The organism is Pseudoalteromonas arabiensis (assembly GCF_001550155.1).
GTDB classification, from domain to species: Bacteria; Pseudomonadota; Gammaproteobacteria; order Enterobacterales; family Alteromonadaceae; genus Pseudoalteromonas; species Pseudoalteromonas arabiensis.
The window spans coordinates 98,776-125,613 of sequence record NZ_LRUF01000008.1; the positions used below are offsets into that span (position 1 = coordinate 98,776).

Genomic DNA, 26,838 nt, shown 5'->3' on the forward strand with positions numbered 1-26,838 from the left:
TTTTTCGACTCTTTATATGGTAATTTACCATTAAGTGAATCGATTAAGAACCGACAATGACAAAGCCAAAAAGTTGGACGCTGAAAAGTATTGCCAAAGAGTTAGGCGTTTCAAATGCCACCGTATCAAATGCGTTTAACCGCCCTGATCAATTATCGAAAGCACGCCGCGAAGAGATTTTGGCGGCCTGTAAAAAGCTCGGCTATTTTGGTCCTAACAAGGCGGCGCAATCATTACGCCGAGGCACCTTTAATATTGTTGCTTTAGTATTGCCAGACAGTGTTGAATATATGGTGTCAGATCCGGTTGCAAGCAGCTTTATGCGCGGTGTATCGGCGGTACTCGAAAAAAATGGCATTAATCTTTTATTATTTTCAGGTAACAACGATAACCTCAATAGCGTGGTTGATTTTGTTGATGGCTTTATTTGCTATGGTCGACCACGTAATAAGCAACTTGTTGAACAATTAAAACAGGTTGCTAAACATGTGGTGACGGTTGATTTTAATATCGGTCGCGATGCCTCAGTAAACGTAAACAACCACCAAGCCAGTTTCGATATTGCCAAGCATGCACTACAAAAAAATGATGATCGGGTGGCTATTTTAGGCCTGCGTTTACTCGATAACGACGTATTATGCCGTGTATACGAGCATCATGAATTTGAAGCGGGTCAGTCTATTGCTCACCAGAGGCTGCGTGGTTATCTCCAAGCGATTAACGATGCAGGCATCACCCTTGGCGATGATAGAACATGGAACATTCCAGAAAGTAGCGAGCGCTTTGCCAGTATTGCCGCCAAAGAAGCGCTAAGCAGCACACCAAGACCAAACGTGTTGTTGTGCATGAGTGATTTAATCGCCCTTGCCGCGATGCGCGAAGCATTAAAAATGGGCTTATCAATTCCTGAAGACATCAGAATTGTTGGCTTTGACGGTATAGATGAAGGACAACGATTTGTGCCAAAGCTCACGACAGTCCACCAAAACAGTGAAGAAAAAGGCCGCATTGCAGCGACCTTGTTTTTATCGAAAGAGCAGCAAACAGCCGAAATCGACTATCAACTGCAATTGGGTCAGAGCAGTTAAACTAAATAGTCAGCCAAATCGTTGATGCTTTGCTCGCCCTCTCGGTGATCGACAATGAGCACTTCACGGCTAGCAAAGTCAACTTTTAACTCGATTGAGCTGGTATCATCATGCCAGCTTAAACGACACACACTGCCTTCACCTTTCGCAATGAACTCACCGTTAAACGCTGGGTGCTCATTACGTAATTGAATCAACTTTATCAAACCTTTCACCACAGGTTTAGCAAGTGCAGCATCAATGTCTTGTGCATTTAAGTAAGGACGATTGATATCACGACCTACATTGGTGCGAGCCAGTAATTCCATATCGTTCTCACATGCAAACAGACCGCCATAATAAACTTGTGGGATACCTGGCGCGAAAAACTGAATCGCACGCGCTAATAGGTAATCAAAGTCATCTGCGCCCAAGGCATTGTAATATGTACAGTTTACTTGGTATAAATCAACATTACTTGCTGCTGCGCCGGTTGCTAGGCGGCTTTGCCCTTCACTCTTTTCATGAATAGTTTCGACCAAATTATCAATTTGCGCTGCATTTAATAAACCCGGTTTATCACCCATCGGGCCTGCGTCAATGATGCCAATACCATCATGAGTATCAAGTACCGTTAAACAGTTACGCGGCGAAATTGTTAGCCAGTTCAATAAAGCTTGCGCATCATTACTGAACAAACTATGCAAAACAAGTGGCGGTAAGGCAAAGTCATATACCATATTTACACGCTTTGCGACTTCAACCTGAGTTTGAAAATGGCTATGAATCTCCGCAATGGTTTCCATACCCGCTTCATTCGCTTGCGCGGAAAGCGTGTTCAAGTATTCAAAGGTTTCATCCAGCATAAAGCAGTTCGTGCCTGCTTCTTTAATCGCATAGCCCGCCGCATCTAAACGAATAATGTTGACATTATTATCAGCAAATTTTCCAAGCACCGTATTTAGATACTCGATACCCGCCGTTGATTTCACATTAATATCAATTTGGTTATCGGTAAATGTGGTCCAAAAATCATAGGTTTGGCCATCACCACACGCAATAGGTGTAAAACAACTACCTGGACGCGGACGATAAATTGCTTGTTGCTCAGCCTCAGACATGCCATTTGGGAATACATCGTCTTTGGTTAAAAATAAATCCCAAAATTCAGATTGCTTACCTTTTGCGAGTACATCTTTAAATTGGAAAGACTGTGCTGAAACATGGTTAACAATCAAGTCAGCCATTAAGTCATAGTTGGCACCAAGCACGTTAATATCGTTCCAGCTACCAAGGCGCGAGTCTACTTCACTATGATCAATAGGATCAAAGCCAGCATCACTGCCATCAATCGGATTATAAAATGGCAACAAATGTACACCTGCAAACACATTGTTAAGTGGGCCATTTAATAAATTACTTAATTCATCAATACCTTGACCAGTAATACGGTCTGCATAGGTGATTAATTGCACTTTATTGTTGATCATAATTGTTAATACCAAGTTGAAACTTAATCGATTAAGATATATCTTTAACCACGACAGCAAATTATTCAAGCAGTTTTTATCGTTTTTATACACTAATATACATAGTAAAGGTGCAGACCTTTCGGTGGGGATACAACAATGAATAGAACACACGATCCTTTGCAAACCATTAGATGGCTGACATACATGATGTTTTTTATGTTTGCTATGACCTCTGATGCGGTTGGTATGATCATTCCTGAGCTTATCAATGAATTTAACTTAAGCATGACCCAAGCTAGCGCTTTTCATTATGCACCTATGGCACTCATTGCGTTTAGCGGCCTATTTTTAGGCTTTTTGGCCGATAGTCTTGGCCGCAAACAAACCATAATGCTAGGACTAGGCTTATTTACGATTAGTTGTTTTCTGTTTGCCATTAGCAGCAGCTTTAGCATATTTGTGGTACTACTTAGCTGTATTGGTCTTGCTATCGGTTTGTTTAAAACAGGCGCCTTGGCGTTACTAGGTGATATTTCTAAAAACAATTTAGAACATACAAAAACCATGAACTTGGTAGAAGGTTTCTTTGGTATTGGTGCCATTGTTGGCCCTGCACTGGTAAGCTTTTTAATCACCCAGCAGGTAAGCTGGACTTACCTCTACGTTATCGCCGGCGTTTTGTGCTTAATTTTGACCCTAATCGCTTGGCGTGCAGATTACCCGACACCTAAAAAACTTGAAGAACACGCTAAACCTGCGTCATTTGCAACCACAATGAGCATGATGAAAAACCCTTACGCACTTGGCTTTTCATTAGCGATTGCCCTTTATGTTGCAACTGAAGTAGCAATTTACGTATGGATGCCGACTTTACTTGGCGATTACAACGGCCCGTGGCAATTACTAGCGACGTATGCACTGACCTTATTTTTTATTTTACGCGCGGCAGGGCGTTTCTTAGCGGTATGGCTTCTAAATCATTTAAGCTGGCAAGCGGCAATGCTGTATTTAAGCTTGGGAATTGCGCTATGTTATTTAGGGTTAATTTTTGGTGGTGTTGACTGGGCAGTATTCTTATTACCTCTATCTGGGCTATTCATGTCGATGATCTATCCAACTTTAAATTCAAAAGGTATTTCTTGCTTTGCAGTGCAGCAGCACGGTGCAGTAGCTGGGGTTATTTTGTTTTTTACCGCCCTCTCGGCCGCAGCAGGCCCCTTATTAATGGGTGTGATCAGTGATTACTTTGGCCATATTCGTTACGGTTTTTACCTCGCAACTGGCTTCGCATGTTTACTGTTTTTAGCCATGCTCTATAACTACTTACGTAACCCTGCTGAGCAAGCGTTAGCGCAGCACAGTGCGCTAAGCCACTAAATAAAAATCGTTAGAAATCAATTATCGGACATAAATCGTACAAGTTTTTTACTAAAAAAACTTGCACTATGTAAAATCATTGTTATCTTTACTTAATCGATTAAGATACAAATTTAGACAACAAACCATCTGGGATTGAAACGAGGCACATTATGACAACACACAAACATGCCCTTTACACTTTAAGCGCGCTTGCACTAGCAGTAAGTCAAAATTTACACGCCGAAGAGCAAGCACAACCGGAGGCCAAAAAAAGCGGCCTTGAAACGATTGTTGTAACAGGTGTACCGCGTCGTACAACTATTATGGCATCAAGTTCGTCGGTTAGTAGTGTTACATTAGCTGAAATTGAAGTATCAACACCACGCTCTACCGCAGAAGCATTCAGAACTATTCCAGGTGTTCGTTCAGAATCAACAGGTGGTGAAGGTAACGCCAATATCGCAGTACGCGGCTTACCGGTCGCATCCGGTGGTGCTAAATTCCTGCAACTACAAGAAGACGGCCTACCAGTGATGCAGTTTGGCGATATTGCCTTTGGTAACGCTGATATCTTTATGCGGTTAGACTCAACTGTACAAAGTGTTGAATCAATCCGTGGTGGCTCAGCATCGACAGCAGCAAGCGATGCCCCTGGCGGTATCATCAACTTTATTTCGAAAACCGGTGAGAACGAATCAGGCAGTGTCTCAACCACTGTTGGTCTTGACTATGACTCGATTCGTACTGACTTTGAGTATGGTACTTATTTGAGTGACAGCGTGCGTTATCACATTGGTGGCTTTGTACGCCAAGGTGAAGGCCCGCGTGAAACCGGTTATACATCTAATAAAGGCGGCCAAATTAAGGCAAACCTGACGAAAGAATTTGATACAGGTTATGTGCGTGTTTACTTTAAACACCTCGATGATAAAAGTGTAGGTTATCTACCTATGCCTATGTATTCAAATGGTGATTCAATCCCAGGTTTTGATGCGCAATCAGATACGCCGCATTCAGCACTTTTCACACAAACTCTGCGTTTAAATAGTGATAACCAAATCAGCACGGGTGATATGACAGACGGTATGAACCCAGTGGTTACCTCAGTAGGTTTTGAAGCGGCCTTTGATTTAGACAACGACTGGCGCATCGAAAACCGCTTTAGAACATCATCAGTGAGCGGTAACTTTATTTCTCTTATTCCAGCTGAAGTTGCATCTGCAAGCTCTATTGCTTCTAGTATTGCTGGAGATGGTGCATCACTTGTTTATGCAAATGGCGGCTCAGCAGGTCAAACTTATGGCAATGACGATTTAGCAATGCGCATTCACACATTCGATGTAACACTAAACGACATGGGTTCAATTGTTAATGACCTTAAGTTAACTAAGTCGTTTTCTGATGATACCAGTGTTACGTTTGGTTACTTTGCATCTAGCCAATCAATCGATATGTCGTGGCTTTGGAACTCGTATGTGATGGAGCTAAAAGGCGACAACGCAGCATTACTTGATGTTTTTGCAGCTAATGGTGATAGTTATTCTGATAATGGCTTGTATGCTTATGGTACTCCATACTGGGGTAATTGCTGTCAACGTAACTACGATACAGAGTACGAAACACGTGCACCTTACATTAACTTAGCCACTAAGTTTGGCGATTTAAGCATTGATGCAAGTGCTCGCTATGATTCAGGTGAAGCCCGTGGTACCTACGCAGGTGCCGTAACATCGACTATTGATATGAACGGCGACGGTACAATCTCAATTCCTGAGCAAAGTGTTGTTGGTATTGATAACGCAAATCCAAGCATTGTTAACTATGACTGGCACTACAGCTCGTACTCAATTGGTGCGAACTACCAAATTGACCCAAGTTTTGCGACATTCGCCCGCTTGAGTAAAGGTGGCCGTGCAAATGCAGACCGCTTACTATTCGGTAAAGTAGAAGCTGACGGTTCGGTTGCCAAAGCGGATGCAATTGATGAAGTAAATCAATACGAAATCGGTGTGAAAAAACGTTTTGATTCGCTATCAGTATTTGCTACAGCATTCTACGCAGAAACGGAAGAACAAAACTTCGAAGCCACATCGCAAAAGTTCTTTGACCGCGAGTATGAAGCAAAAGGTATCGAGGTTGAATCAACTTACTATGTAGGCGACTGGGATTTCCGTGGTAACTTTACTTGGACAGATGCTGAGATCGCCAAAGATGTGTTATCGCCAGAATTAGTCGGTAATACACCACGTCGTCAAGCTGACCTTATTTACTCTCTAATGGCCACTTACAACTTTGATAAAGGTGCAGCAGGCCTAAGCTTGATTGGTACAACAGATGCCTACGCACAAGATAATAACGACCTTAAGTTCGATGGCTATACACAAGTGAATGGCTTTATAAGTTACAACCTGTCTGAGAACTTAAGCCTATCGCTTAACGTGAACAACCTGTTTGACACTGTAGGTATCACAGAAGCGGAAGAAGGCTCGGTACCCAATAACGACATTATCCGTGCCCGTACTATTAACGGCCGTACAACGTCGCTTACTTTAAAATATTCTTTCTTTTAACTCTCCTCCCTCGTTTTAGCCCAGTATTTACTGGGCTTTTTCGCTTTAATAACCAGCTTTTTCACTTCTCTTAATCAAATACTCTTAATTACTCTCTTTCTAACAAAAACATTGATAATAAGTTAATACTTTGATCTATAATCAACTTGTGTAAGAAGTATCAACCATATGAATTAGGAACATACATGTTTGTCTCTAGCAAAAGCCACTCTTTACTCCAAGATCAATACAACGCGCTATTAGCTGAAGTTGAGGCACTTAAAGCCGACAATCACGTATTACGTGACGAAAACGAACGCTTAGAAGCAAAATTACATCATCAAGCTGATGATGCAGACCAATTGTTCCTAGCCAATTTATTAAATAGTTCGATTGAATGTATCACGCAAATTGAGGGTGTACGCCAAACTGTACTCGACTCATACCTTGTTATCGAAGAAGAAAGCCAAGTAACTTTACAAATAAGCCAACTCTTGAATGACTCAAATAATGCCCTGCAACATATTGTGAGTGAAATGGCGAATATGGCGAGCAAAATGGGTAGTATGACCAGTAACATTACCGGCCTATCTGATATGGCGGATAGCATCAATACCTTTGTATCAACCATTTCTAAGATTTCTGATCAAACCAACTTACTCGCGCTTAACGCTGCGATTGAAGCTGCCCGTGCGGGTGAGGCTGGTCGTGGGTTTAGCGTTGTTGCCGACGAAGTGCGTACGCTTGCAACCAACACCAATAAATCAGCACAAGAAGTGTCTGATCTAGTAAAGGAGATCATCAACAAAACCAGCGAAACAGTGACCTCGGTTGAAGATATCCAGCAAAACAACACTCAACTTTCAACAAGTTTTGATACGCTAAACAATGACTATGGTTCAATCATGAGCCACTGTGATTCAATGAAAGAAACGATTATTAATGCAGCCATACGCTCATTTGTGCAAACCGTAAAACTAGATCACATTGTTTGGAAAGGTGAAGTCTATGCGGTTGCTAATGGCACAAGTAACAAGTCGATTGATGACTTTTCAGACCATACTATGTGCCGATTAGGCAAATGGTATAATTCAGAGCAATCAAATGGCTTCAAACAACATAACGCATTTCGTCAATTAGAAGAGCCACATCGTGAAGTTCATCGCAATGGTGTTGAGGCATTAGTCATGCTGCAAACTGGCAATAAAGACGCAGCGATTAATCACATTAATAAGATGGAAGCAGCCAGTGAACATGTGATGAATTTACTTGATCAACTCGCTAATGGCTAATGGGTCGTTACTCATAATTAAACCCCCCAGTAATTGGAATGTCCAACTATTTGGGGTCACTTCACAGATACTCGGTCTTTTATCTATTTAAGCTAATTACTCAACTAGGCCTTCTTGTCGCACTGGCATAACAGCTCCGTGTTGTTCTTGTCGTTTTACATAGCTAAACAACAGCAAACACCCTAGTGCCAAGCTTGCAGCTAGCATAGAACCAAGGGTTGCGAATCTAAAACTATAAAACTGTGCAATAACCCCTGTTGCCCCTGCCCCACACATAACACCAAGTTTAATTGCGTTGGTATAAAACGCAGAGGTGAACCCTATCCGCTCTGGGAGCTGATCTTGTAATACGGTTAAGCCAATGCCCGCAAAAATACCGTAAAACAGCCCATTTAAAACTTGCAACGCGATTAAATGCCATACTTGAGTGGCAAAAAACACCCCTAAATAAAATACAATGGCACAACAAAATGCGAGGGCAAGCATCGAGACTTTACTGTATTTTTTAGCAAGCTTTGCTCCATACAGCATGATAGGAATTTCTAACAGTGCCACCACACCCATAAATAGCCCGGGCGTATGTTCAGCAAATCCTAGTTCAGTAATGCTATAAAGCGGCAGTGCCGATGAATACATAATATTGCCCGTTGAACCAAGCATAATGGCTAAGCCTAACAACCAAAATGATAAACTTGTTGCTTCTGCTGGCTCTAAAGCGTGTTGTGTTTTTTTAGTGCTGTATTCAGGAATAAACTTAAATGCAAAGATAAGTGCAACCAAGGCACACACCGCAGCAAAATAAAACGAGCGGCTAAATTCGCCTCCCGCAGCTAACAAATAACCAAGCGGCGGGCCGCCCACCCAAGCAAAGGAAATAGCAGCACGTAAACGCGAATTAAAGCTGGTAATATCGATGTTCTGTTGACGCCCTGCCCATTGTCTTGCCACGGTCATCATTTGCGGAATTGCCGCATTGCCCATCGCGAGAAATAACACGCCTGCGAGCAGGACCTGCCAAAATGCACCGGCATTAGCAAAGATCACTAACGCACACACCATACCTGATACAGCCACCATAAATAACTTGCGCGCACTGGTGCCTTTATCAGCCATGCCACCCAGCCACTGACTGATAACTAACCCCGTAATAGTGACCGCCACCATATAAACACCCAAATAAACGGGCGGTGTTTGCAGCCCTTCTACAATGAATAGGCTCATCAACGGGTTAACGAATGCTCCCATTAACCCGGTTAGCATACTTAGCAGAATAAAAATTACACCATGCTGTTTCAGCAATGCTTTCACGACAACCCCACAACAATATGACACGTGAATAGATATAAAGGGCGCAAATTATACACCGTTTTAGCGAAAACTTCATTTTGTAATACAAATTAAAAAGCCCAGCGTATAAGCTGGGCTTTTTCAAAGTGGAACTCTATTAGTCGAACGATACCGTTACAGGGTTAGAGCAAACGGTTTCAGTCACACATACCTTGTACTCATAACTTGGTAACTCAGCATTACGCTCTACATCACGGTAGAAGCCGCGATCAGCTACTGTTTCAAGTAGTTCTCCGTTACGGTAGATGCTTACTTGATCAGCAACTGTTTGCCAGCTTAAATCAACACGCATAGTACCTAAACGCGTTTTACTTGAGCGTTTAAGCGATAACTCAATTTCAACATCAGATACGACGACTGTTTGCGTAAACGTATCTGTTTGGCCTTCGCTATCTGTTGCTGTTAGCGTCACTTCATAGCTACCCGCTTCGGCATAAGTATGTAGCGGATTTGCATCTGTCGATGATGCACCGTCACCAAAATCCCACGCCCAAGAAACAATATCATTATTGCTATCTGTGCTTGTATTGGTGAACGTTACATTTAAACCGGATGCTTCAAATGCAAAACCTGCTTGTGGTGGCTGCGGGCTTACCTCACCAATGGCGCTGAAAGTAAGTGACCAGCTGTTTAATGTACCTGTATCAGCAGCCAGTACATCTTTGACATTAAGTACCCAATCACCGGTTGCAACTTCGCCATTAAAGTTAGCCAGCGAATAGCTTTGTACTAAGTCATCTGCGCCACCTCCTGATTGGCTGTGAAGCGTGGCAGTTGTTCCTTGCGGCGAAGTTAACGTAACGATTAAATCACCAATGTAAGTATGAGCAATATCAATACTTGCATCCGTTGAGAATACTGTCAGCTCGTCAGCAACAGTTATTATTGAATCAATACCTGTGTCATCGTTATCTGGAATAGTCAAAGGTGTTTCATTTGAGTAAGTAAAATCATTTAAGCCAACAGGATTAACAAATAGTGACACAGTGCTTTGTTTTGCTAGTTCACCTGACGTTGCATCAACAACAAAACTATAGCTACCCCAAGCCGTTTCCTCTTGTGTGGGAACTGTTAATGTAACTAGATCACCCGGCACAGCTTCAGTTTGCGATAGCGTTGCACCGTCTAAATCAGCTTGAAGCGCAAGGTTAACAATGCCTTCCCACTCGGCAATTGAGCCAATTTCAAAGGTATAGGTTGCAGTTTCACCTGCGGTGATTTGTTGCGAACCTGGCGAAACCGAAATTCTGAAGCTTGGTGTCGGATCAGCTTGTTCAAGCGCTTGATGCACATTTAAACGATTACCCGATACCGTTTTACCTTGCAATGCTTCATTTTGATCACCACTATTCATTAACAGTTGTTTTAGCTCGAGCGCTGTTAAATCGGGGTTGATTGATAACACCAGTGCCGCAGCACCTGCAACATGCGGTGTGGCCATTGAAGTACCAGAATAGCTTGCATAACCATTACCAGGTACCGTTGATAAAATTGCACTACCTGGTGCACCTAAATCAACACTGGTTAAACCCCATTGTGAAAAGCTCGACATATTGTCTCTGCTATCAGTACTGGCAACGGATAACACACTCTCGTGCTCGTAGTTTGACGGGTAATGCGGGTTTTGATCGTTATCTACTGCATCATTACCTGCGGCTGCAACAAATAAAATATCTGCTTGCTCACTTGCAGTGATCGCATCTGCCAATGCTTGGCTAAAGCCACCACCGCCCCAACTGTTATTTAAAACACGTACATTGACGCCTTGGTTTTTAAGATCAACCATATAGTCGATACATTTTATCGCATCAGACGTTGAGCCTGTACCATCTGCACTTAAAAATTTACAACCTACAATTGATGCTTCTTGGTTTACACCGACGACACCTGTACTATTATTACCCGATGCACCAATAGTACCTGATACATGCGTACCATGACCCTGATCATCCATAGGATCACCTGCATCAGTGATTGCATTAATACCATGTACGTCATCGATGTAACCATTACCATCGTTATCAATACCATCACCTGGAATTTCACCTGGGTTGATCCACATATTGTCCGCTAAATCTTCATGGCTGTAATCAACACCAGTATCGATTACACCAACAACAACATCACGGCTCCCTGTTGAAATATTCCACGCTTCAACAGCATCAATATCAGCATCTTCTATACCACCGGTTTGACCTTCATTATGCAAACCCCATAATTGAGAGAAATCAGGATCATTCGGCACATTAGCTATCGACACACGATAGTCAGGTTCGGCATATTCAATTGCAGCATGGCTTTGTAGACGCTTGATAGCTTCTTTGCTGCTCATACCAACAATTTTAAATTTAGCTAAACGACCAGATAAAATTGCAGAGTAATTATCATCAACACCATCTTTGTTAACATCACTAATCGTCGCTTTCACTAGGTTGCGAGCATTTTCTCGCACCGCGACAGACGTACCAGCTTTATACATGACCAAAACTGAGTCTTCACTTGCACCGACTACGGTCGCTTTTGCTGGAGTGCTAATTTGCGCAGCACCTAAACATGGTAATAAAGCTAGGCTGAGTACAGATAATTTAGTTTTCATATTTTCTATCCATAATTAGTTAGGCTGGCCGAGAGGTAGGCTCGACCAACAAAGCTCATTACTTCTGAATGAATATCACATGGCATATTTTATAAATGGCAAATCACAATCAACTGGCAAGAAAAATACCTATCGAAATAAAAGATCCATACTTTTAAATGGGAAAAATGATAGAAAAAAGTGAAATGCAGCACTTTTTAACCGGTTCCAAATTCAGGAACCTCAAACGCAATAACTAGCACTTTTTAACCAACCGATAAGCATAAATTAAACAATAAATTAACAAATCAGACTTAAGCCATTGAAAATAAATAATATTAAAAACAGCAAAAAATGATGATTTTTTATTCCTAAAAATCGGCCTAGAGTAATTACTTGTTAATCTAAAATTCAGATTATCAACGAGTAGTAAATACGTTTCATACACTTCTGAACGTCACAAACGGAATATCACGCACTTAATCCGGCAAGGCATGCCGGTACATAGTTCTAAGTCAAAAATTGATTAGAACTTTGATTAATAATAACTGAAAGGAAATAATCATGAAGTTAAAAAAATCTCTACTCACATGCGCAATCACCTTCGCTTTGGGCTCAAGCTTTACTGCATCCGCGAATATTGATGATAAAGCTCAATCCAGCTCAGAGCTTGCTACGCAAGTAGCTGTACAAAGCACGACCAGCTCAGTTTCGATTGATCAAACATCGACATCTGGAATAGGTAACTCACATGTTGTTATACAGCAAGGTACTGGTCAAACTGCGGAAACAACCAGTATGGGTGATGGTAATTTACTTGAGGTTACTCAAACACAAACGAGTAACTTATCACTCGTAAGTGCAACGGGTAATTTTAATACTATAACCCACAATCAAAATGGCACACTCAATGGTGCGTTATCCGAAGTTACTGGTACAGACAATACAATTGATGTGGCACAGCAAGGTGCTGGCTTCTTTGGCATTAATAATGAAGCAATTAATATCATCGAAGGTGACGCAAATACTATTGAAGTCAATCAAGGTGATGGTGGTCATTGGTTATATAACTTCAATATGCAAGGTAACGACAACACAATTAGTGCATCGCAGGTAGGTTTATTAAATGAAGCGACATTCAATGTAGTGCAAGGTGATGATAATACACTTGAGGTAGCACAAGACGGTGTATTCAATGCATTTACTTCGGATGAAATCGTTGGAAACAGTAATGAAATTATTATTGATCAAACCGGTTCTTTCAACAGCGCTATACTCACCTCATTGCGTGGAGATGCCAATGAAGTAGAGTTTGAACAAGATGGCGATTCAAATAGTGTTGTTATTGCTGAAATCACTGGCAATGATAATGAAATTAACGCTGATCAAGAAGGCAATAGTAATAGCTTTGAGTCTGCTGTAATGATGGGTGATGGAAACGCTCTGCTAGTTAATCAAGCACAGGATAATAATACCGTCACACTTGATGCCATTGGCAATGATAATGAACTAACAGCATTTCAAAATGGTAACGGCAATGACGCTTACCTAGGTGCCGTTGGTGACGAAAATGAATTCACCAGCAATCAAATTGGTGATGCTAACAGCGCACATATCGCAAACTTTAATGGTAGTGATAATGACGTTGATATTAGCCAGGCTGGTAATGAAAACACTGTACTTGTGCAGTCGTCATACCCTGACACTTCTCTCACTTCAAATAACAACGAAATTACCGTTAACCAAGAAGGTAGCTTAAATGAAGCCGCTCTTACATTTGCAAGCGTTCTTGATAGTAACAGTAACCAAGTTTCATTTGCACAAAGTGGTGAGTTGAATGCCATAGATCTCATTATGGAAGGTAGCGGCCATTCTGTTGATATCAGTCAGACTGGCTCTGAAAACTTTGTAGTAGGTGTTGATCAAGGTGCTTTTTTAATTGGTGGCGAGAATAACTCATTTGTTGTTGTGCAAGAAGGTAATGCGAACCTTGTCGAGGGCTCAATTATTGGTTCTAACAACGCAGTTATGATCACCCAAATTGGTGATGGCAATATCGCAACTGTCACTCAAGAATAAACTTTTAGGAGGGAGCTCTGCTCCCTCATTCAATTATGAAAACACAACTTTTAACCCGTATTTATTGCATTTTTTTAGCTTTCACTTGTTTTACAAGCCAAGCTAAAGAGCTAGAGATTGATGGCCTTGTGCTCGACAGGAGCATAAGCCGTTTTGGGCACCAATTTTATTTTGAATTTGCGAACCTCTGGCGCGATCTTCCTTCTACGGCTGGCTTTAATATCGAAATAAAAGAAACGGTATTACCACGAGCAGGCACACGACTCGTACTAAGAATGAATAATCAAATCGTGTATGTCACTTATCTAGGCCGTCGCCTTGAACCTTTGGATGAGCGTGTAAAACAAGCAATGTACAGTGTTATGGACGCGATGGCGCGCAGTCAGATGCAACAATCATCACCGGATATGGCAAAAAATGGATGGTAAAATGAAATATATCATTACCCTAATAATAATTTTCAACTTACAAACTAGCTGGGCGACCGAACTCGTTTATACCCCAATTAACCCCAGTTTTGGCGGAAGCCCGCTCAATGGCAATATGTTATTAAGTAAAGCACAATCACAGAATAAGCATAAAGCCCCCATTATTGAGCAAAATTATGCAGATAAATTTCAAGATTCACTTGAGCGTACTTATCTAAACCGTATGGTGAGAGAAATCACCGATATGGCATTTGGTGAAGAAGTAGATGACAGCATTTTCAATGGCGACTCGTCATTTATCACCGGAGACTATGAAATACAAATTATCACCAGTACCACCGATACCATCACTGTTAGAATAACAAGCATACTAGATGGCACTGTGACGGTTATTGAAGTACCGAGGTTTGAATGATGATTAAGGTAATTTTAAGTGCGATACTATTGATACTTACTGGCTGTTCATCAATTGGTAACCTTGTTCCACCAAGCAAGGAGTTAGCCGAGACATTAGAACCAACTGAAACATTTCAAGCCCTTCAAGCACTGCCTAATCCTATGGGCAGTATTCCTGTTTCTGTTTATTCATTTAGAGATCAAACGGGTCAATATAAACCGCAAGCCAATGTGAGTTCATTCTCAACCGCCGTCACGCAAGGTGCTAACTCAATTCTGGTACAAGCTTTACATGAATCTGATTGGTTTATTCCTGTGGAGCGTGAAGGTTTACAAAATATCTTAACTGAACGGAAGATAATCCGTGCTGCACAAGCAGAAAATAAGGATTTACCAGATCTCCCCCCTCTTACAACTGCAAAAATAATTCTTGAAGGAGGAATTATTAGCTACGATACCAATATTAAAACGGGCGGTATCGGTATGGAATATTTTGGTATTGGTGCATCAGAGCTATACAGAGAGGATGCGATTTCAATCTATTTGCGCGCTGTTGATGTACGAACAGGACAGGTATTACTCTCAGTCGCCACCAGCAAAAAAGTACTTAGCCAAGAAATGCGCGCAGGCTTTTTTCGCTATGTGAGTTATAAACGACTTGCCGAAGCAGAAGCAGGCTATACAGACAATGAACCCATGAGTATTTGTGTTACTCAGGCTATCGAGAAAGCCCTTAGTGACTTAATTCTAAAAGGCATCAATAAAGGTATTTGGTCAGCTAAAACGGTGTAAGCTAAATAATGGTGCTGATTATCAGCACCATTATTTATACAACGGCTTATAAAACCCAAGCGATGTCTTACTATCTTTGCAAAGATAAACTCACAGCCATATAGTTTTGTGCCCAATTAGCAAGTTCAACTCGATTACGCGACGCTGTTTTTTTGAATGCACTATAGAGATGGGTTTTTACAGTATGGTCACTAATATTCAAACTTTCAGCAATATCACGATTACTTGCTCCTTGTGCTAGCAAATGAATAACAGATTTTTCGCGTTTAGTAAGTGAGTTTAGCTCTATTGCTGTTCCAGCGGTCTCATTATTTGTATTAAATTGGTTTCGAGAAATAGCTGACCACATATAGTTAAACACAGTGGAAATGCTCTTTGAACTAAAAAGTAGCTCGCCATTAAGCACTTTCATCAGCCCAGCAAAAATATCTTCTGGCGATTGCTCAGCAAAAAAGACACCTTTAATACCATTAAGCAGTAAATTCTTTTCACACACAGAGTTAACTTCAGCATTGAAAATAACCACAGTGTGTTTTTTGGCAAGTTGAACTAACTCAGCTGGAAGCAAGTCGAGCCAATAAGACCCTGCACTATCAATAAGATAAAGATCAAACTCCTCTCGCATTGACTCTAATGGCAGCCGCGAATCAATTTTAACGCGCACGAAGAACGCATCTAACATTTTAATTAAATATTGATAATTATGACTGCGATTTTGTGACGTTGCTTGGGCTTTTAGGAATACAGAAGTTGGCTGAATCATTTTATTTCTTCCTTGAAATATTTTCTACACAATACCTAAATAAGACACAAGCATCAACATAAAAATAAACATCTGGCAACATAATTATTAAAAAAACTCATCCTTTAGGATTTATTAAGCCCAACCAAATAAACGATGATTCATTAACCAGCAAAGACTCTCCCTTAGTAACATTAAAAGTTTCTTGTGCTAATTTGTTTAAATTTCTAAAAACAACTCTTTAATTAATACTCTATCGCTATTTTTAGCATGGGTTTGTAAAGCACGTATGAAATCCATAGAAGTTGCTGGCCGGTTAGGGTATGCATATTCTCTCCAAACAGACTTAAGTGCTTTTATAATGACTTCATCGCCCACTTTTTCTCTGAGTCTTGCAAAAACAATCGTTGCTTTAGAATATTGATCATAATTTTTTGTTGAGTTTACAAGTGCTTGTTTAGCTAAAGTGTCAACCCTTAAAGCTTGCTTATATCGCCTAGTTTCGTAGTCAACGAGTGCATTCATCGCCGCTTTTCCATAGCGTTTTTCTATCATGACTAACTCAATATACTTCGCCATTGACTCGACTAAAAAGGCGCTGTCATCAGGAACGCTGTTACCTATATCGTGACCAAACCACTGATGAGCCGTTTCATGAACAGCGCGCCGATAGCGCTGATCAAAACCAGCATCAAAACTAGGGAATGCCCTAAACCCCACATTATTTTCAATAAGTATAATCTCAGGTAAAGCATAACCCGCTCCACCAAACTTGGGCGCGGCAACCATGCTCAATGTCTTTGCTTTATAAGCAACAATATTATCTTTAAACCAAGTCAGTGTATCTTTCATCGCCTGTAAATTAACGGCTATTGAATCGGCTGGTTCCGTAAGCGTTTTTCGATTTGCATATATTAGTAGTTTTACCTCACCTAGTTGCTCGCTTATCAGTGAGCTTGGAAGCGTAAGCCATGCAGGTAGATTATTAAATGCCGAATCGGTTTTAAACTTAAAAACTTCGCGATTATCTTCGCGTTGATGGGCTATTCGAGTGCCCTGCGTCACAACATAGTAGCCTGATGCGGTTGATACCGTACTCGACATAGTTATGCGATCATACCTTGATGGTCGATTTTCCTTAACAGCAAGCAGCTCTGAAGGTAAGGAACTTGTCCTAGCGAACAAACCATGCTTTTCCCTAAGGTGCTTGTCTATTAGTTCGTAATTAACCTGATACCCAATCGTTGGCAACACAGGAACAGCACGAATATAACTAAACTCAGGAGTAATAATTTGATGCCCCACTGCGGGCCAAAGCTTTGCTTGGTGAATTTCAAACTGCGTGGTGAGTATTTTTATTTCACCGGGTTTTATAGCATCCTCAAACTCATACACCGCTTGATTTAATGATGGGTAAAAAGCAGCTTTCCTTGCACCAGTTATTTTTATGTCTGCCCATTTATAAAAGCCTGCGCGACCAACTAGGATACGTTTTATAGCAGTAGAATGAGGGTTAGTTAGAGTATATTTAAGTTCAAATTGTGCAAACTGTTTGTCAGGATAAAAGTCTATATTAGCATCAATATGACTAATGATTGGTTGCTCTTTATATTTCCAATTCACAAATGTGCTTTCATAGTTGGCTTTAAATGCTTCACGTTTATGTGAGTTAGTTAACGGCTTTTCTGCCACTAAATTAAAATGCAACTGCGCAAATAAATAAACAGATAAAAAGACTGGCAGCGCTAACCATGTGTCTTTCACTTTTACGGCCCGTCTTCCAAGCCCAGCCCCACGATGATTATAAAGCTGGCTTATGACAACAAAACTGAGTACCGCGACAATCCACACGCTCATATATGGCCAATAACTGTTTAAACTAGCTCTGTATCCCCAAAACTCGCTAGGTGCTTGTAATGGTGTCCAAGCTAAGCTCCAAAAAGTATGTGTGAGACCAAAGGAAGTCATTACTGGCGTAAACTTGAGTATTAAGATAACAATAACAACTAAGCCAGCGACTAAAGGCGAACGGCAAATATTGAAAATGCACACGCTCACCCAAGCAACTAATGTAAGTGGTAACAGCATTAGAGCGAGTATATAAATATGCTGACTAGCATGGTACTCACTGCCAGCAAACCACTCAGCAAAAGAAGCTCCCAAAAAGCTCATCACAGAAAAAACAATTGCTAAAGTCGCCACCGTGAATAATTGGCTGTGTAAAAGCGTTGCCGTTTTTACTGGCGATGCAGCAATCAGTTCAGCCATATGAAACCGTTTTGCCGCACAACTAACCTGCCAACTCCAAAGCACAAGTAATAAACAGCCAATGAGCAAATGCATATCAAACGCATAATGATTAATTGCATCGATACTCGTAGGGCTAACCACACTCATTGCTTCTGCATATTCAAAAGAAGACGCAACGCTGTTAAATACAATGACTGACCACAATACTAAAGTCAGTTGTGTTATAGGGAGCTTGAGTACATTTAAAATTGAAACTTTATAAAGTGTTAAAAATATGAAGCAATTATGCCCTTTTGGGGCAATACCCTTGTATAGCACTTTTAAATTTAAGACTGGCTCTGAGGCCTTTGTACCTTGTTTAATATTTTTCTTAGTGGTGCGAACTGCCACAATATAGATAACAATTGTAAGTGTTACTACCATCAACCGATTTATTACAAGCGCCCAATATTGAGGCTCTACGAAGCCCGCAATAATCGTGGAGTAAGCAAAAGGATCAAGCCAAATAGATGCCTGATATAAAGACTCACTTATAATACCACTACCTGCCAAAATGGGATTGCCGGTAATACTTGCGAAAAACAAATAACCAACCCATATGGCACCCAGAATAGTGTAAGTTACCAATGCACTTTGAAACCGCTTACAAACCCAAAAAGCCAAAACCACCAAAAAGCTGCAATTTGGAATAAGTAGCAAAAAACTATTTAACAATAGAGAGTTAACAGCTTCCCAATCCAAGCCTTGCACTCTTAACTGCCAATGCCAAACTATCAAAGATCCAATAAAAGAAATCATGATAAGACATAGTAGTAAACTCACTACACGAAACAGCTCTCTGTATTTTGACGTAATCGGGGTGACACCTATAAGCTCATCCATGTTGTGTAGTTGATCCCGTAAAAAAATAGCGGGGGCAAGTATTCCCACTAGCACGGCAAGCTGCATCATGTGTATTGATATTAAGTGTAAAGAAAATTGCTTAAGGGTATCTCCCTCTGCAATAGCCAAACCGGAAGATAACGTAAATGCAAAAAGTGGCGCAAACACACAACATAACCAAACAATAGGTTGAGTAAAAAGGTACTTTAATTCATTACGAAGTCGCATTTTTAGCCCCTTGCGATTTCAACTCATAAAAATATTTATCTTGTAGCGTCGCCGTTGCAGCGACGGCCTCAGGTTCTGGGCATTGAGGGGCGTAAACACGAAATATTGGCTTACCATAACGATAACTTTTGCTCAACACTAGGGAGCCTGCGGGTAGCTCTGATGGTAAGCGTTTCAATAACCAAACATTACCTGCCAGTTGATGCACTAGTTCATCAACATTGCCACTTTGAATGAGTTTGCCTTGATTGATCATTGCGACAAAGCGGCACTGATTTTCTATATCTTCAACAATATGGGTAGATAATAAAACTAAACGCTCTTTGCTAATTGAAACTAATAAGTTATTAAGGCTCTCACGCTCAGCAGGATCAAGGCCTGCGGTTGGCTCATCTAAAATAATGAGTTTAGGATTACCTAGTAAGGCTTGTGCGATTCCGAAACGCTGCTTCATACCACCAGAAAATTTACTTACTTTTTTGTTTGCAAACCCTGTTAAATTTAAAAGTGACAGTAATTCATTAATTTGTCGCTTTCGTTGCTCTGAATTAAGGCCTTTCAATATGGCAATATGCTCTAACAAAGCATGACAACTCATTGCAGGATAAACACCAAACTGCTGTGGTAAATAACCTAGCTGCTTACGCAATTCATCTGGGGACTCTAAAATATTTAAACCATCAAAATTAATATGACCTGTGTCTACATTTTGTAAGCAGGCTAATGTTCGCATTAAGCTTGATTTTCCAGCTCCATTTGGCCCAAGCAATCCCACCATTCCTTTGGGCAAATGGATTGTTATGTTATTTAATGCATGTGTGCCATCTGCATATTTCTTATTAATATTTGCGAGTGTAAGCATAGGTACATTCCTTAATTAACGAATCGTTACATTAAGTCACTGTAACCAAACCGGTTAGCCAATTATGATCAAACTATAAAAGCACAGGATGAAAGTAAGTATTTAGCGTTCATCAATAAAAATAGTACTTTCATCATTACATTCGTGCATTAACAACGAAAATCATTAATCTTACTTGAGTATATAAGGGCATGAAACAGCATGATTTTAACTATGCTCATAGGTCATCATGTATTAAGCTGGTTTGTTAGGTTGTAAAAATAAAATGGAGTGGCGTTTGCGGGCTATTTTTTCTCTTCTATCAGGCAATTCAAATAACAAATATTTGGTTGCTTTGCTGCCAGTATTTGCAGCCATTTTGCTTGAAGGTCATACACGCTACCTGTCGTTAAGGCTTGACTCCCCGGCTTTATATTTAAAAATAAATCTGCAACTGTTATTGGAATGCCTGCCCTTTTTAATTGCCCATCTTTTAACATTCAAGGGAACATATAAAAGCCCAACCTTGGTGTGGCTTACAGGCTTCACTCTGTATCCGCTCAGCATATATACACTTGCTCTAGTTTCTTCAACTTACGCTCAATGGCAATACTTAAGCGTGCAATGTTGGATTTTGTGCTCGTTAGCCAGCTTACTTTGGCTGGTTTCACAGCGTAATAAGACCAATAAAAACAGCTTAATTGCTAGGTGGTTTATCTCTTTTATATCATTAGATAACGTGGTGCTAATGATACTGATTTGTTGGGCTTTTTTGTTCGCAGGTATACTTAATAGCCATCAAGACCCTTTATTAAATCAACCATTCGAACTAATTTTTGATGTTGGCAAATTCTTTTCAGAGTTTGATCAGTTTTTATTTTACTTTCTTCAACTTGGCGTTTATGCCGTTATTATATACAGCTTATATTTAATAAATCGCTACGTGCTTATTCGCCATTTATTAGCAAACTACGGTGTCTTCACTTTTGTGGCCTCATGTCTCATTTTTATGGCTACACTAACCCCGTTACTTGTCGCACTGGTGCTAACATTACCTATTAATGATTTACCACAACATATTGCGAATCTAACACCTAGTGGTAACCAAAATATTTTTGCTAAATATAATTATCAGTTTATGTTTTTCTTTCTGATCATTACTACACCTATCATCCTTGCTTTTGAAAGACAGCAACAGCAAAGTAAATTAAATGAAATAGCAAAACAGCAAACCAAAACCGAATTAAAACTTCTTCAACAACAAGTTAACCCACACTTTTTATTTAACACCCTAAACAATTTATATGCACTCACGCTCACAAAATCAGAGCATGCGCCACAGTTGGTTATGCATTTAGCAGATTTATTAAGATACACTGTCTATGAAGGACAAAAGTCAGTGGTTTTATTAGAAAAAGAATTGGCATACCTAAAAAGCTTTATAGAGCTACAAAAAATTAGAAGCGCAAACAAATACTTATTTAACCTAACTTGGCCTGATAGAGTCGACGATCTTCATATAGCGCCTTTATTACTGATTATAATCGTCGAAAATGCCATTAAACACGGTGTAGAACCTGCATCGGACTCAACAAAAGTAACACTCGCAATTACTATAAATGACACTGTGCTAACACTCTTTTGTGAAAACTCTATAAATACCCAAACTGAAAAAAGCCACCTAGGCATGGGGCTTAGTAATCTGCAAAAAAGACTAGAACTGTTATACCCAAATAAACATACCTTAACAGCTAAAAAACACGCGACACATTGGCAGACAACCTTAACTTTGGAGTTATCATAATGATAAGAGCAATCATCGTTGACGATGAACCCCTTGCCCATCAAGTGATTGAACATCACCTACAGGCACATTCTGATATTAAGATTATAGCTCAATATGTTAGCGCAAAAGATGCCCTTTATGGGTTAGCTAAATCCACTGTTGACTTAGTGTTTTTAGATATAAATATGCCAGAGCTAACAGGAATCGAATTATTAAGAACTTTGGCACACCCTCCCCAAGTCATCATTGTAAGCGCGTACCAAGAATACGCTATAACAGGGTTTGAATTGAATGTGACAGATTACTTACTCAAACCCGTGTCTGCGCCAAGGCTTGAACAGGCTCTCAATAAGGTGCGTGAGCATTTAGTTAAACCAAATATAATTGAGCCTAATAACATTACGCTTAAAGTAGATAGAGAAAAACGAAAGTTTAACTTAGATTCTATTGAGTATATTGAGGCATATGGCAACTATGTGAAGGTGCATCAAGCTGAGCAAGTAACACTTGCGAGCACAACACTAAAACAGCTTAGTGAACAGCTATCCCATTCATTTACCCAAATTCATAAATCGTTTTTAGTAAACAAACAAAAGGTGATAGCTGTAAACAGTGAATTTGTTGAACTAAATACAGGTAAAACCCTGAAAATAGGTAAATCTTTTAAAGATCTTTCGCAAACTCTACTTTAAAGATATTCAAATAAATAGTCGGCAAGTAACTTATGCTCTTGGGCCTGCCAATGTACGCCCTCTGTTTGGCAAGGAGCAAGAAGAGCATAACCGTTTATAAAGTGACACTCATGGCGTTCTGTGACTAATTTATACTCAACTGTTAATTGCTTCGCTTTTTTGGCAGCGCCAGCATAGATAGACTGATAAGCCCCAACCTCATAAACCGCAGATGGACTCAGCACCACTATTTTAGGCATTTCTCGATGCAGATAGTGAATCTCGATGTCGACTATTAACGTATCCAGTGCTTTGGCAATATCATCGGCTGCTAATCCAAAACGACGCTTTAAATCGTTCGTACCTAGCTGAATAATGATGACATCAATATGATACGCTCGAAGATATGGCTCTAAGTACTTAACCCCTAATTTATCACCACTAAATGGTGGTTCATCAGCTATCGTACGATTTGGTAGCCCTGCTTCAATAACCAAATGCCCAGCACCGAGCTTGTCTGCAAGCAAACATGGCCAACGTGTATGTTCGTCAAAGCGCTTACCATCTAGTGGTGAAATTCCATAGGTATTAGAATCACCAAAACAAAGAATATTCATTAAAATGGATTCAGGGTATAGCCCTGCTGCTGTAGTTGTGCGTGTGCTGTCATGGCAGATAATGCCATTTGCACACCTGGTATCAGTTGCTCTTGCTTAACTTGCATATGTGTTGCCGACTGACCACATACATAAACAACGGTGTTGTGCGCGAGTAATTGTGAAATCAATTGTTGGTTTTTATTATCGCTATTAAAACGTTGCTTATAAGCGCCCGTTTTGAGTACATCCACGCTTGCACTGCCATGCACAACCAAAGCAAGTTCAATGTTTTCTGGTTTCACCCCATGGGCAATGTGCATATTAATAAAACGTGCTAGCGAGTTAATATTGTTATTTTGCTTACCTCTTTCTGCGGCATCGGCCACATCAAAGGCAATTTTAAACCTTGTTTGCTCATCAATAGCCGTATGATTTGGCACAGTATAATAAAAACCAAATCCTTTAATCGCGGGCTCTTTTTGCTCTGCATGACTTAAACTTGCTACCAATGCGAGAGATAAACCCAACAATGTTAATTTCATAAGTAACCCTGTTGTTTTTTATCTCTAGCCTAACCTTTTTTTCTGACTTTAACTAGCCTCAATATGCTGATGTGCTTTAAAGGTCATGCCTAAATAGTTAAAGGTATTTTTAAACATATCAATAAACGCACTTGGCGCGTTAATCGAACCTGCATTTGATAGCAGTGAGAACTGCTTTTCACGAAGCGTTCTAAGCTTAGGTCTGAGAATTTCATCGTCCATATAATCAGTAATACGGTCTAAAAATGCTTTAAATTGTGGCGTTGTGTTATACCAATAAACCGGTGATGCTATCACCCAATGTTGATAGCTTAATAGAGCTTCAAAAACGGCATAAAAGTCATCATTTTTATACTGTTTATCGTAGCGGTAAGCTGAAATAATATAATCATCAAGGCAGACGATATCTCCTCCATATTGCTTTTTATAATCATTAACTTGTAAGCTCGTATTTCCTTGTTTTCTTGCACTTGAATAGATGATTACTGTATTTTCAGTCGGTTTTTGTTGCATTATTATTGCTCCTTTTTTTATGATGTGCGCAGCGTAAAACCTCAAGCTAACTTTAGGTCAACACTTTGGAGCAAATTATGTCAGGATCAGAAAAAAAACTCGTTGATGCAAACCTATCGGTTGGCTTTGTGGCTAAGCGCAGTGGCGTTAAAGTCTCAACGCTGCATTTTTATGAAACAAAAGGCTTAATCCGTAGTTGGCGTAATAATGGCAATCAGCGTCGTTATAAGCCTGATGTACTTCGCCGTATCGCCGTGATAAAAGCAGCACAGGCCATGGGCATTACCCTAGAAGATATAAAGCACACGCTGAGTACTCTCCCTGAGCAACGCACACCAACAAAACAAGACTGGGCAGAGCTTTCAAAACGCTGGCAAACTCAATTAGATGAAAAAATTCACTATATGCAACGACTCAGAGACCGAGTGAACGGCTGTATTGGCTGTGGCTGTTTATCTATGGCTAAGTGCCCTATTTATAATAAAGAAGATCATTTAGGTGAAGAACACTCGGGTGCTGTGCTTTTAGAAAGAGATTAGCTTTGTTATCTAGTGATTAAACTTTCTTTATCTATTACAATGTTTTAATAGTATAAATGAAAGGAATCTAATCATGGATAACAGTAATAAAAACCCACCAAAGATCAGCAATGCCCTTAAAACAGTGGATAACAAAGAGCTAAAAAGTACCGGCTTTTGGCTTAATCAAGTTTTTTTAGTACTATCAACTGTTTTTGGTGTTTATCTCGCAGCGCAAAGTGGTTTAGAGCAAGCGCTAAAGTTTGATACTTTTAGCAAGATGGAAGATAACTATTACCTTCGTACTTCTTTGTACGATGAAGTGAAGGATAACGCAGATAATCTTAGTAAGTTTGCAGCCTTGTTGGCTAAAAGCCCACCTAAGTCTGAGCTTGAATATAATAAGCCAACAATCGAAAAGTACATTTGGCAAACAATGCAATATTCGCCGACAACATTAGAAACACCAAGCGAGTTTCTAACTCAAGTGCGTCGCTTTTACAGTAAGAGCCAATTTATTATAGATGCCGCAATAAACCGAAAAATGTCAGCCAAATATGCATCTGAAGAGTTGAAAAAAGCAGTAGCGATAATTGAAAATCAAACCTTGCCGAACCTACAAAGCAGTGCAGCATTACTTAAAACTGAGCTAAGTAAAAACGGGATCGATATCGGCACGTTAAAAGGGAATAACAACTAATAAAAAGGGCATGCAGTGCATGCCCTTAAATATTTTAGTCTAGGCCATTTAAACCATCTCTTGCAGCTTGATATAAGGCTCCAAGCGTCGAGTCGAATGCCCACTTAATCACACTGTATGTTAGCTCTACCGCCTTACCAATCACTTTCCCTGCAAAAACCAGCATATGACCAATTAAGCCCAAAGTCTGAGATGCAAATGAAGCAGACGCTTTAGCAATCTTATCTAATGTGCGAGCTAACATATCGTAAAAGGTTAAACCTGTACCAATTGCCGCTTGTGCCGCCACAGCACTGTAATAACCCGCATCTTTTAATAAAGTGACTAACGCAGCTCCTAATTTATCGGCCCAATGGGCATTAAATGATGCTTGGTTTCTATCTTCAAAGTTGAGTCTTACCGGCGTGTTAAGGTAATGGTTTGCTTTAACGGTTAAGTTATTCCAATCACTACTATTGGCTGTATTTACGTAACCTGGGTTTCCGCTAAGCTTATGTGCCGCACCTTTAAGGCCTTGGCCGCTGTCTAGGCGTATTTCTTGACCGTTATAAGGCGCATGAGAAAATGGCCATAACGGTACTTTAGTTACCGGATCAGCACCATGCGTACATCGGTAAATGTGATCTATTCTTGAAGTAGCCGATCTTGAGAAGTCTTCTAAACCTACCCTTGGCGAACCAAATGTATAAAGTTTTACCGGTAACGAGTATTCTGCTTTAATCCAATCAGCTGCCAGTGTTGCTAAAGCGCCCCCTAAGCTGTGGCCAACTAAATGAACACCCGCTGTAATTTTATCTCTTACATTCGCTGCCATAAACTCTTGAAGAGCTGGCTTCATAGTATAAAACGTTTTATTAAAACCAGCATGAACCATGCTGCCGTTAGCGCCACCACTTAAACCGAAATGTGCATCAGTTAGGCCATCTCTCAGTGAAGCAGTCCCGCGAATGGTAATAACTGAATGCCCTTGGAATGCATTTTTACCATGTGCAACCAGACCAAAGCCAGTGCTTAAGCCAAATAGGTGAGAGAAAAAGCCGCCTGAAACGCCCTGTATAGACTTACTATTGATAGAGAAATCAAACTGGTCTCGCAAAGACGCATGCAACAGCCCATTTAAAAGTTTTGTATTTTTTAATTCTTTAGCATCATAGGCAAGTGACGCTAATTGAACTGCTTGAGTAGGTGTTAACGTATTCATTTTAAATCC

The 26,838-nt window shown here is 40.3% G+C and carries 23 protein-coding genes; 12 read left to right on the forward strand and 11 right to left on the reverse strand.

Annotated features, from left to right (window positions below):
• The first annotated feature begins 56 nt into the window (after positions 1–56).
• Positions 57–1,088, forward strand: coding sequence for a LacI family DNA-binding transcriptional regulator (locus PAARA_RS03110; RefSeq protein WP_062567616.1), 1,032 nt, complete (start codon positions 57–59; stop codon positions 1,086–1,088).
• On the opposite strand, the gene gtfA is transcribed toward PAARA_RS03110, so the two are convergent.
• A complete protein-coding gene (gtfA, locus tag PAARA_RS03115) occupies positions 1,085–2,557 on the reverse strand; it encodes a sucrose phosphorylase (protein WP_062567617.1) in 1,473 nt (490 codons plus the stop codon). The two genes, PAARA_RS03110 and gtfA, sit on opposite strands and share 4 nt — an antisense overlap.
• Positions 2,558–2,695: 138 nt before the next feature.
• Here gtfA and PAARA_RS03120 point away from each other — a divergent pair, with 138 nt between their 5' ends.
• The 3 genes from PAARA_RS03120 (at position 2,696) to PAARA_RS03130 (ending at position 7,739) form a co-directional block, all read left to right on the forward strand.
• Positions 2,696–3,916 (forward strand): MFS transporter, encoded by a 1,221-nt coding sequence (locus tag PAARA_RS03120; RefSeq protein ID WP_062567618.1) that lies wholly within the window; start codon positions 2,696–2,698, stop codon positions 3,914–3,916.
• A 152-nt stretch (positions 3,917–4,068) separates the two neighbouring features.
• A complete protein-coding gene (locus PAARA_RS03125; RefSeq protein WP_062567619.1) occupies positions 4,069–6,468 on the forward strand; it encodes a TonB-dependent siderophore receptor in 2,400 nt (799 codons plus the stop codon).
• Between the two features lie 185 nt (positions 6,469–6,653).
• Positions 6,654–7,739, forward strand: a complete 1,086-nt coding sequence (locus PAARA_RS03130; protein ID WP_062567620.1) for a methyl-accepting chemotaxis protein — start codon at positions 6,654–6,656, stop codon at positions 7,737–7,739.
• Between the two features lie 96 nt (positions 7,740–7,835).
• Here PAARA_RS03130 and PAARA_RS03135 read toward each other — a convergent pair whose 3' ends face one another.
• Both PAARA_RS03135 and PAARA_RS03140 read right to left on the reverse strand, forming a co-directional pair.
• Positions 7,836–9,047 carry a sugar efflux transporter gene (locus tag PAARA_RS03135; protein WP_245219876.1) on the reverse strand — a complete coding sequence of 404 codons (1,212 nt, stop codon included), beginning with the start codon at positions 9,045–9,047 and terminating at the stop codon, positions 7,836–7,838.
• A gap of 136 nt (positions 9,048–9,183) precedes the next feature.
• Positions 9,184–11,682 (reverse strand): S8 family serine peptidase, encoded by a 2,499-nt coding sequence (locus PAARA_RS03140; RefSeq protein WP_062567621.1) that lies wholly within the window; start codon positions 11,680–11,682, stop codon positions 9,184–9,186.
• 543 nt (positions 11,683–12,225) lie between these two features.
• On the opposite strand from PAARA_RS03140, the gene PAARA_RS03145 reads away from it, so the two are divergent.
• The 4 genes from PAARA_RS03145 to PAARA_RS03160 are packed head-to-tail and all read left to right on the forward strand — an operon-like array spanning position 12,226 to position 15,356.
• Positions 12,226–13,740: an autotransporter outer membrane beta-barrel domain-containing protein gene (locus PAARA_RS03145; protein ID WP_062567622.1), complete on the forward strand. Its 1,515-nt coding sequence runs from the start codon at positions 12,226–12,228 to the stop codon at positions 13,738–13,740.
• A 35-nt stretch (positions 13,741–13,775) separates the two neighbouring features.
• Complete coding sequence (locus PAARA_RS03150) at positions 13,776–14,168, forward strand: curli production assembly/transport protein CsgE (RefSeq protein ID WP_062567623.1); 393 nt, start codon at positions 13,776–13,778, stop codon at positions 14,166–14,168.
• A gap of 1 nt (position 14,169) precedes the next feature.
• A complete protein-coding gene (locus PAARA_RS03155; protein ID WP_237115406.1) occupies positions 14,170–14,583 on the forward strand; it encodes a curli assembly protein CsgF in 414 nt (137 codons plus the stop codon).
• Positions 14,583–15,356, forward strand: coding sequence for a CsgG/HfaB family protein (locus tag PAARA_RS03160; protein ID WP_062567625.1), 774 nt, complete (start codon positions 14,583–14,585; stop codon positions 15,354–15,356). The genes PAARA_RS03155 and PAARA_RS03160 overlap by 1 nt, the downstream gene beginning before the upstream one ends.
• 70 nt (positions 15,357–15,426) lie before the next feature.
• Here the strand turns inward: PAARA_RS03160 and PAARA_RS03165 are convergent, their stop codons facing one another.
• The 4 genes from PAARA_RS03165 to PAARA_RS20700 form a co-directional block, all read right to left on the reverse strand.
• A complete protein-coding gene (locus PAARA_RS03165) occupies positions 15,427–16,119 on the reverse strand; it encodes a helix-turn-helix transcriptional regulator (RefSeq protein WP_062567626.1) in 693 nt (230 codons plus the stop codon).
• A gap of 198 nt (positions 16,120–16,317) precedes the next feature.
• Positions 16,318–19,458 (reverse strand): M1 family aminopeptidase, encoded by a 3,141-nt coding sequence (locus PAARA_RS03170; protein WP_062567627.1) that lies wholly within the window; start codon positions 19,456–19,458, stop codon positions 16,318–16,320.
• Positions 19,445–20,320 (reverse strand): ABC transporter ATP-binding protein, encoded by an 876-nt coding sequence (locus PAARA_RS03175; protein ID WP_062567628.1) that lies wholly within the window; start codon positions 20,318–20,320, stop codon positions 19,445–19,447. Before PAARA_RS03175 ends, PAARA_RS03170 begins: the two co-directional genes overlap by 14 nt.
• Positions 20,321–20,604: 284 nt before the next feature.
• A complete protein-coding gene (locus tag PAARA_RS20700; protein WP_245219877.1) occupies positions 20,605–20,799 on the reverse strand; it encodes a hypothetical protein in 195 nt (64 codons plus the stop codon).
• Positions 20,800–21,308: 509 nt separating this feature from the next.
• On the opposite strand from PAARA_RS20700, the gene PAARA_RS20705 reads away from it, so the two are divergent.
• Both PAARA_RS20705 and PAARA_RS03185 read left to right on the forward strand, forming a co-directional pair.
• Positions 21,309–22,103 carry a sensor histidine kinase gene (locus PAARA_RS20705; RefSeq protein ID WP_245219878.1) on the forward strand — a complete coding sequence of 265 codons (795 nt, stop codon included), beginning with the start codon at positions 21,309–21,311 and terminating at the stop codon, positions 22,101–22,103.
• Positions 22,103–22,777 carry a LytR/AlgR family response regulator transcription factor gene (locus PAARA_RS03185; protein ID WP_062567630.1) on the forward strand — a complete coding sequence of 225 codons (675 nt, stop codon included), beginning with the start codon at positions 22,103–22,105 and terminating at the stop codon, positions 22,775–22,777. The genes PAARA_RS20705 and PAARA_RS03185 overlap by 1 nt, the downstream gene beginning before the upstream one ends.
• On the opposite strand, the gene PAARA_RS03190 is transcribed toward PAARA_RS03185, so the two are convergent.
• The 3 genes from PAARA_RS03190 to PAARA_RS03200 are packed head-to-tail and all read right to left on the reverse strand — an operon-like array spanning position 22,774 to position 24,410.
• Positions 22,774–23,373, reverse strand: coding sequence for a GDSL-type esterase/lipase family protein (locus PAARA_RS03190; RefSeq protein WP_062567631.1), 600 nt, complete (start codon positions 23,371–23,373; stop codon positions 22,774–22,776). The genes PAARA_RS03185 and PAARA_RS03190 overlap by 4 nt on opposite strands.
• Positions 23,373–23,897 carry a DsrE family protein gene (locus PAARA_RS03195; RefSeq protein ID WP_062567632.1) on the reverse strand — a complete coding sequence of 175 codons (525 nt, stop codon included), beginning with the start codon at positions 23,895–23,897 and terminating at the stop codon, positions 23,373–23,375. Before PAARA_RS03195 ends, PAARA_RS03190 begins: the two co-directional genes overlap by 1 nt.
• 48 nt (positions 23,898–23,945) lie before the next feature.
• Positions 23,946–24,410, reverse strand: a complete 465-nt coding sequence (locus PAARA_RS03200; protein WP_062567633.1) for a flavodoxin family protein — start codon at positions 24,408–24,410, stop codon at positions 23,946–23,948.
• A 77-nt stretch (positions 24,411–24,487) separates the two neighbouring features.
• Here PAARA_RS03200 and soxR point away from each other — a divergent pair, with 77 nt between their 5' ends.
• Positions 24,488–24,949: a redox-sensitive transcriptional activator SoxR gene (gene soxR, locus PAARA_RS03205; protein WP_062567634.1), complete on the forward strand. Its 462-nt coding sequence runs from the start codon at positions 24,488–24,490 to the stop codon at positions 24,947–24,949.
• A 73-nt stretch (positions 24,950–25,022) separates the two neighbouring features.
• A complete protein-coding gene (locus PAARA_RS03210) occupies positions 25,023–25,628 on the forward strand; it encodes a hypothetical protein (RefSeq protein WP_062567635.1) in 606 nt (201 codons plus the stop codon).
• A 34-nt stretch (positions 25,629–25,662) separates the two neighbouring features.
• On the opposite strand, the gene PAARA_RS03215 is transcribed toward PAARA_RS03210, so the two are convergent.
• Positions 25,663–26,829: a lipase family protein gene (locus PAARA_RS03215; protein WP_062567636.1), complete on the reverse strand. Its 1,167-nt coding sequence runs from the start codon at positions 26,827–26,829 to the stop codon at positions 25,663–25,665.
• Between the last annotated feature and the right edge of the window lie 9 nt (positions 26,830–26,838).

What these genes read in the sequence shown, in the direction of transcription:
- PAARA_RS03110 (WP_062567616.1), top strand. Translation starts at nt 57, where the DNA reads ATGACAAAGCCAAAAAGTTGGACGCTGAAAAGTATTGCCAAAGAGTTA.
- gtfA (WP_062567617.1), bottom strand. Translation starts at nt 2,557, where the DNA reads ATGATCAACAATAAAGTGCAATTAATCACCTATGCAGACCGTATTACT.
- PAARA_RS03120 (WP_062567618.1), top strand. Translation starts at nt 2,696, where the DNA reads ATGAATAGAACACACGATCCTTTGCAAACCATTAGATGGCTGACATAC.
- PAARA_RS03125 (WP_062567619.1), top strand. Translation starts at nt 4,069, where the DNA reads ATGACAACACACAAACATGCCCTTTACACTTTAAGCGCGCTTGCACTA.
- PAARA_RS03130 (WP_062567620.1), top strand. Translation starts at nt 6,654, where the DNA reads ATGTTTGTCTCTAGCAAAAGCCACTCTTTACTCCAAGATCAATACAAC.
- PAARA_RS03140 (WP_062567621.1), bottom strand. Translation starts at nt 11,682, where the DNA reads ATGAAAACTAAATTATCTGTACTCAGCCTAGCTTTATTACCATGTTTA.
- PAARA_RS03145 (WP_062567622.1), top strand. Translation starts at nt 12,226, where the DNA reads ATGAAGTTAAAAAAATCTCTACTCACATGCGCAATCACCTTCGCTTTG.
- PAARA_RS03150 (WP_062567623.1), top strand. Translation starts at nt 13,776, where the DNA reads ATGAAAACACAACTTTTAACCCGTATTTATTGCATTTTTTTAGCTTTC.
- PAARA_RS03155 (WP_237115406.1), top strand. Translation starts at nt 14,170, where the DNA reads ATGAAATATATCATTACCCTAATAATAATTTTCAACTTACAAACTAGC.
- PAARA_RS03160 (WP_062567625.1), top strand. Translation starts at nt 14,583, where the DNA reads ATGATTAAGGTAATTTTAAGTGCGATACTATTGATACTTACTGGCTGT.
- PAARA_RS03165 (WP_062567626.1), bottom strand. Translation starts at nt 16,119, where the DNA reads ATGATTCAGCCAACTTCTGTATTCCTAAAAGCCCAAGCAACGTCACAA.
- PAARA_RS03170 (WP_062567627.1), bottom strand. Translation starts at nt 19,458, where the DNA reads ATGCGACTTCGTAATGAATTAAAGTACCTTTTTACTCAACCTATTGTT.
- PAARA_RS03175 (WP_062567628.1), bottom strand. Translation starts at nt 20,320, where the DNA reads ATGCTTACACTCGCAAATATTAATAAGAAATATGCAGATGGCACACAT.
- PAARA_RS20700 (WP_245219877.1), bottom strand. Translation starts at nt 20,799, where the DNA reads ATGTTAAAAGATGGGCAATTAAAAAGGGCAGGCATTCCAATAACAGTT.
- PAARA_RS20705 (WP_245219878.1), top strand. Translation starts at nt 21,309, where the DNA reads ATGGCTACACTAACCCCGTTACTTGTCGCACTGGTGCTAACATTACCT.
- PAARA_RS03185 (WP_062567630.1), top strand. Translation starts at nt 22,103, where the DNA reads ATGATAAGAGCAATCATCGTTGACGATGAACCCCTTGCCCATCAAGTG.
- PAARA_RS03190 (WP_062567631.1), bottom strand. Translation starts at nt 23,373, where the DNA reads ATGAATATTCTTTGTTTTGGTGATTCTAATACCTATGGAATTTCACCA.
- PAARA_RS03195 (WP_062567632.1), bottom strand. Translation starts at nt 23,897, where the DNA reads ATGAAATTAACATTGTTGGGTTTATCTCTCGCATTGGTAGCAAGTTTA.
- PAARA_RS03200 (WP_062567633.1), bottom strand. Translation starts at nt 24,410, where the DNA reads ATGCAACAAAAACCGACTGAAAATACAGTAATCATCTATTCAAGTGCA.
- soxR (WP_062567634.1), top strand. Translation starts at nt 24,488, where the DNA reads ATGTCAGGATCAGAAAAAAAACTCGTTGATGCAAACCTATCGGTTGGC.
- PAARA_RS03210 (WP_062567635.1), top strand. Translation starts at nt 25,023, where the DNA reads ATGGATAACAGTAATAAAAACCCACCAAAGATCAGCAATGCCCTTAAA.
- PAARA_RS03215 (WP_062567636.1), bottom strand. Translation starts at nt 26,829, where the DNA reads ATGAATACGTTAACACCTACTCAAGCAGTTCAATTAGCGTCACTTGCC.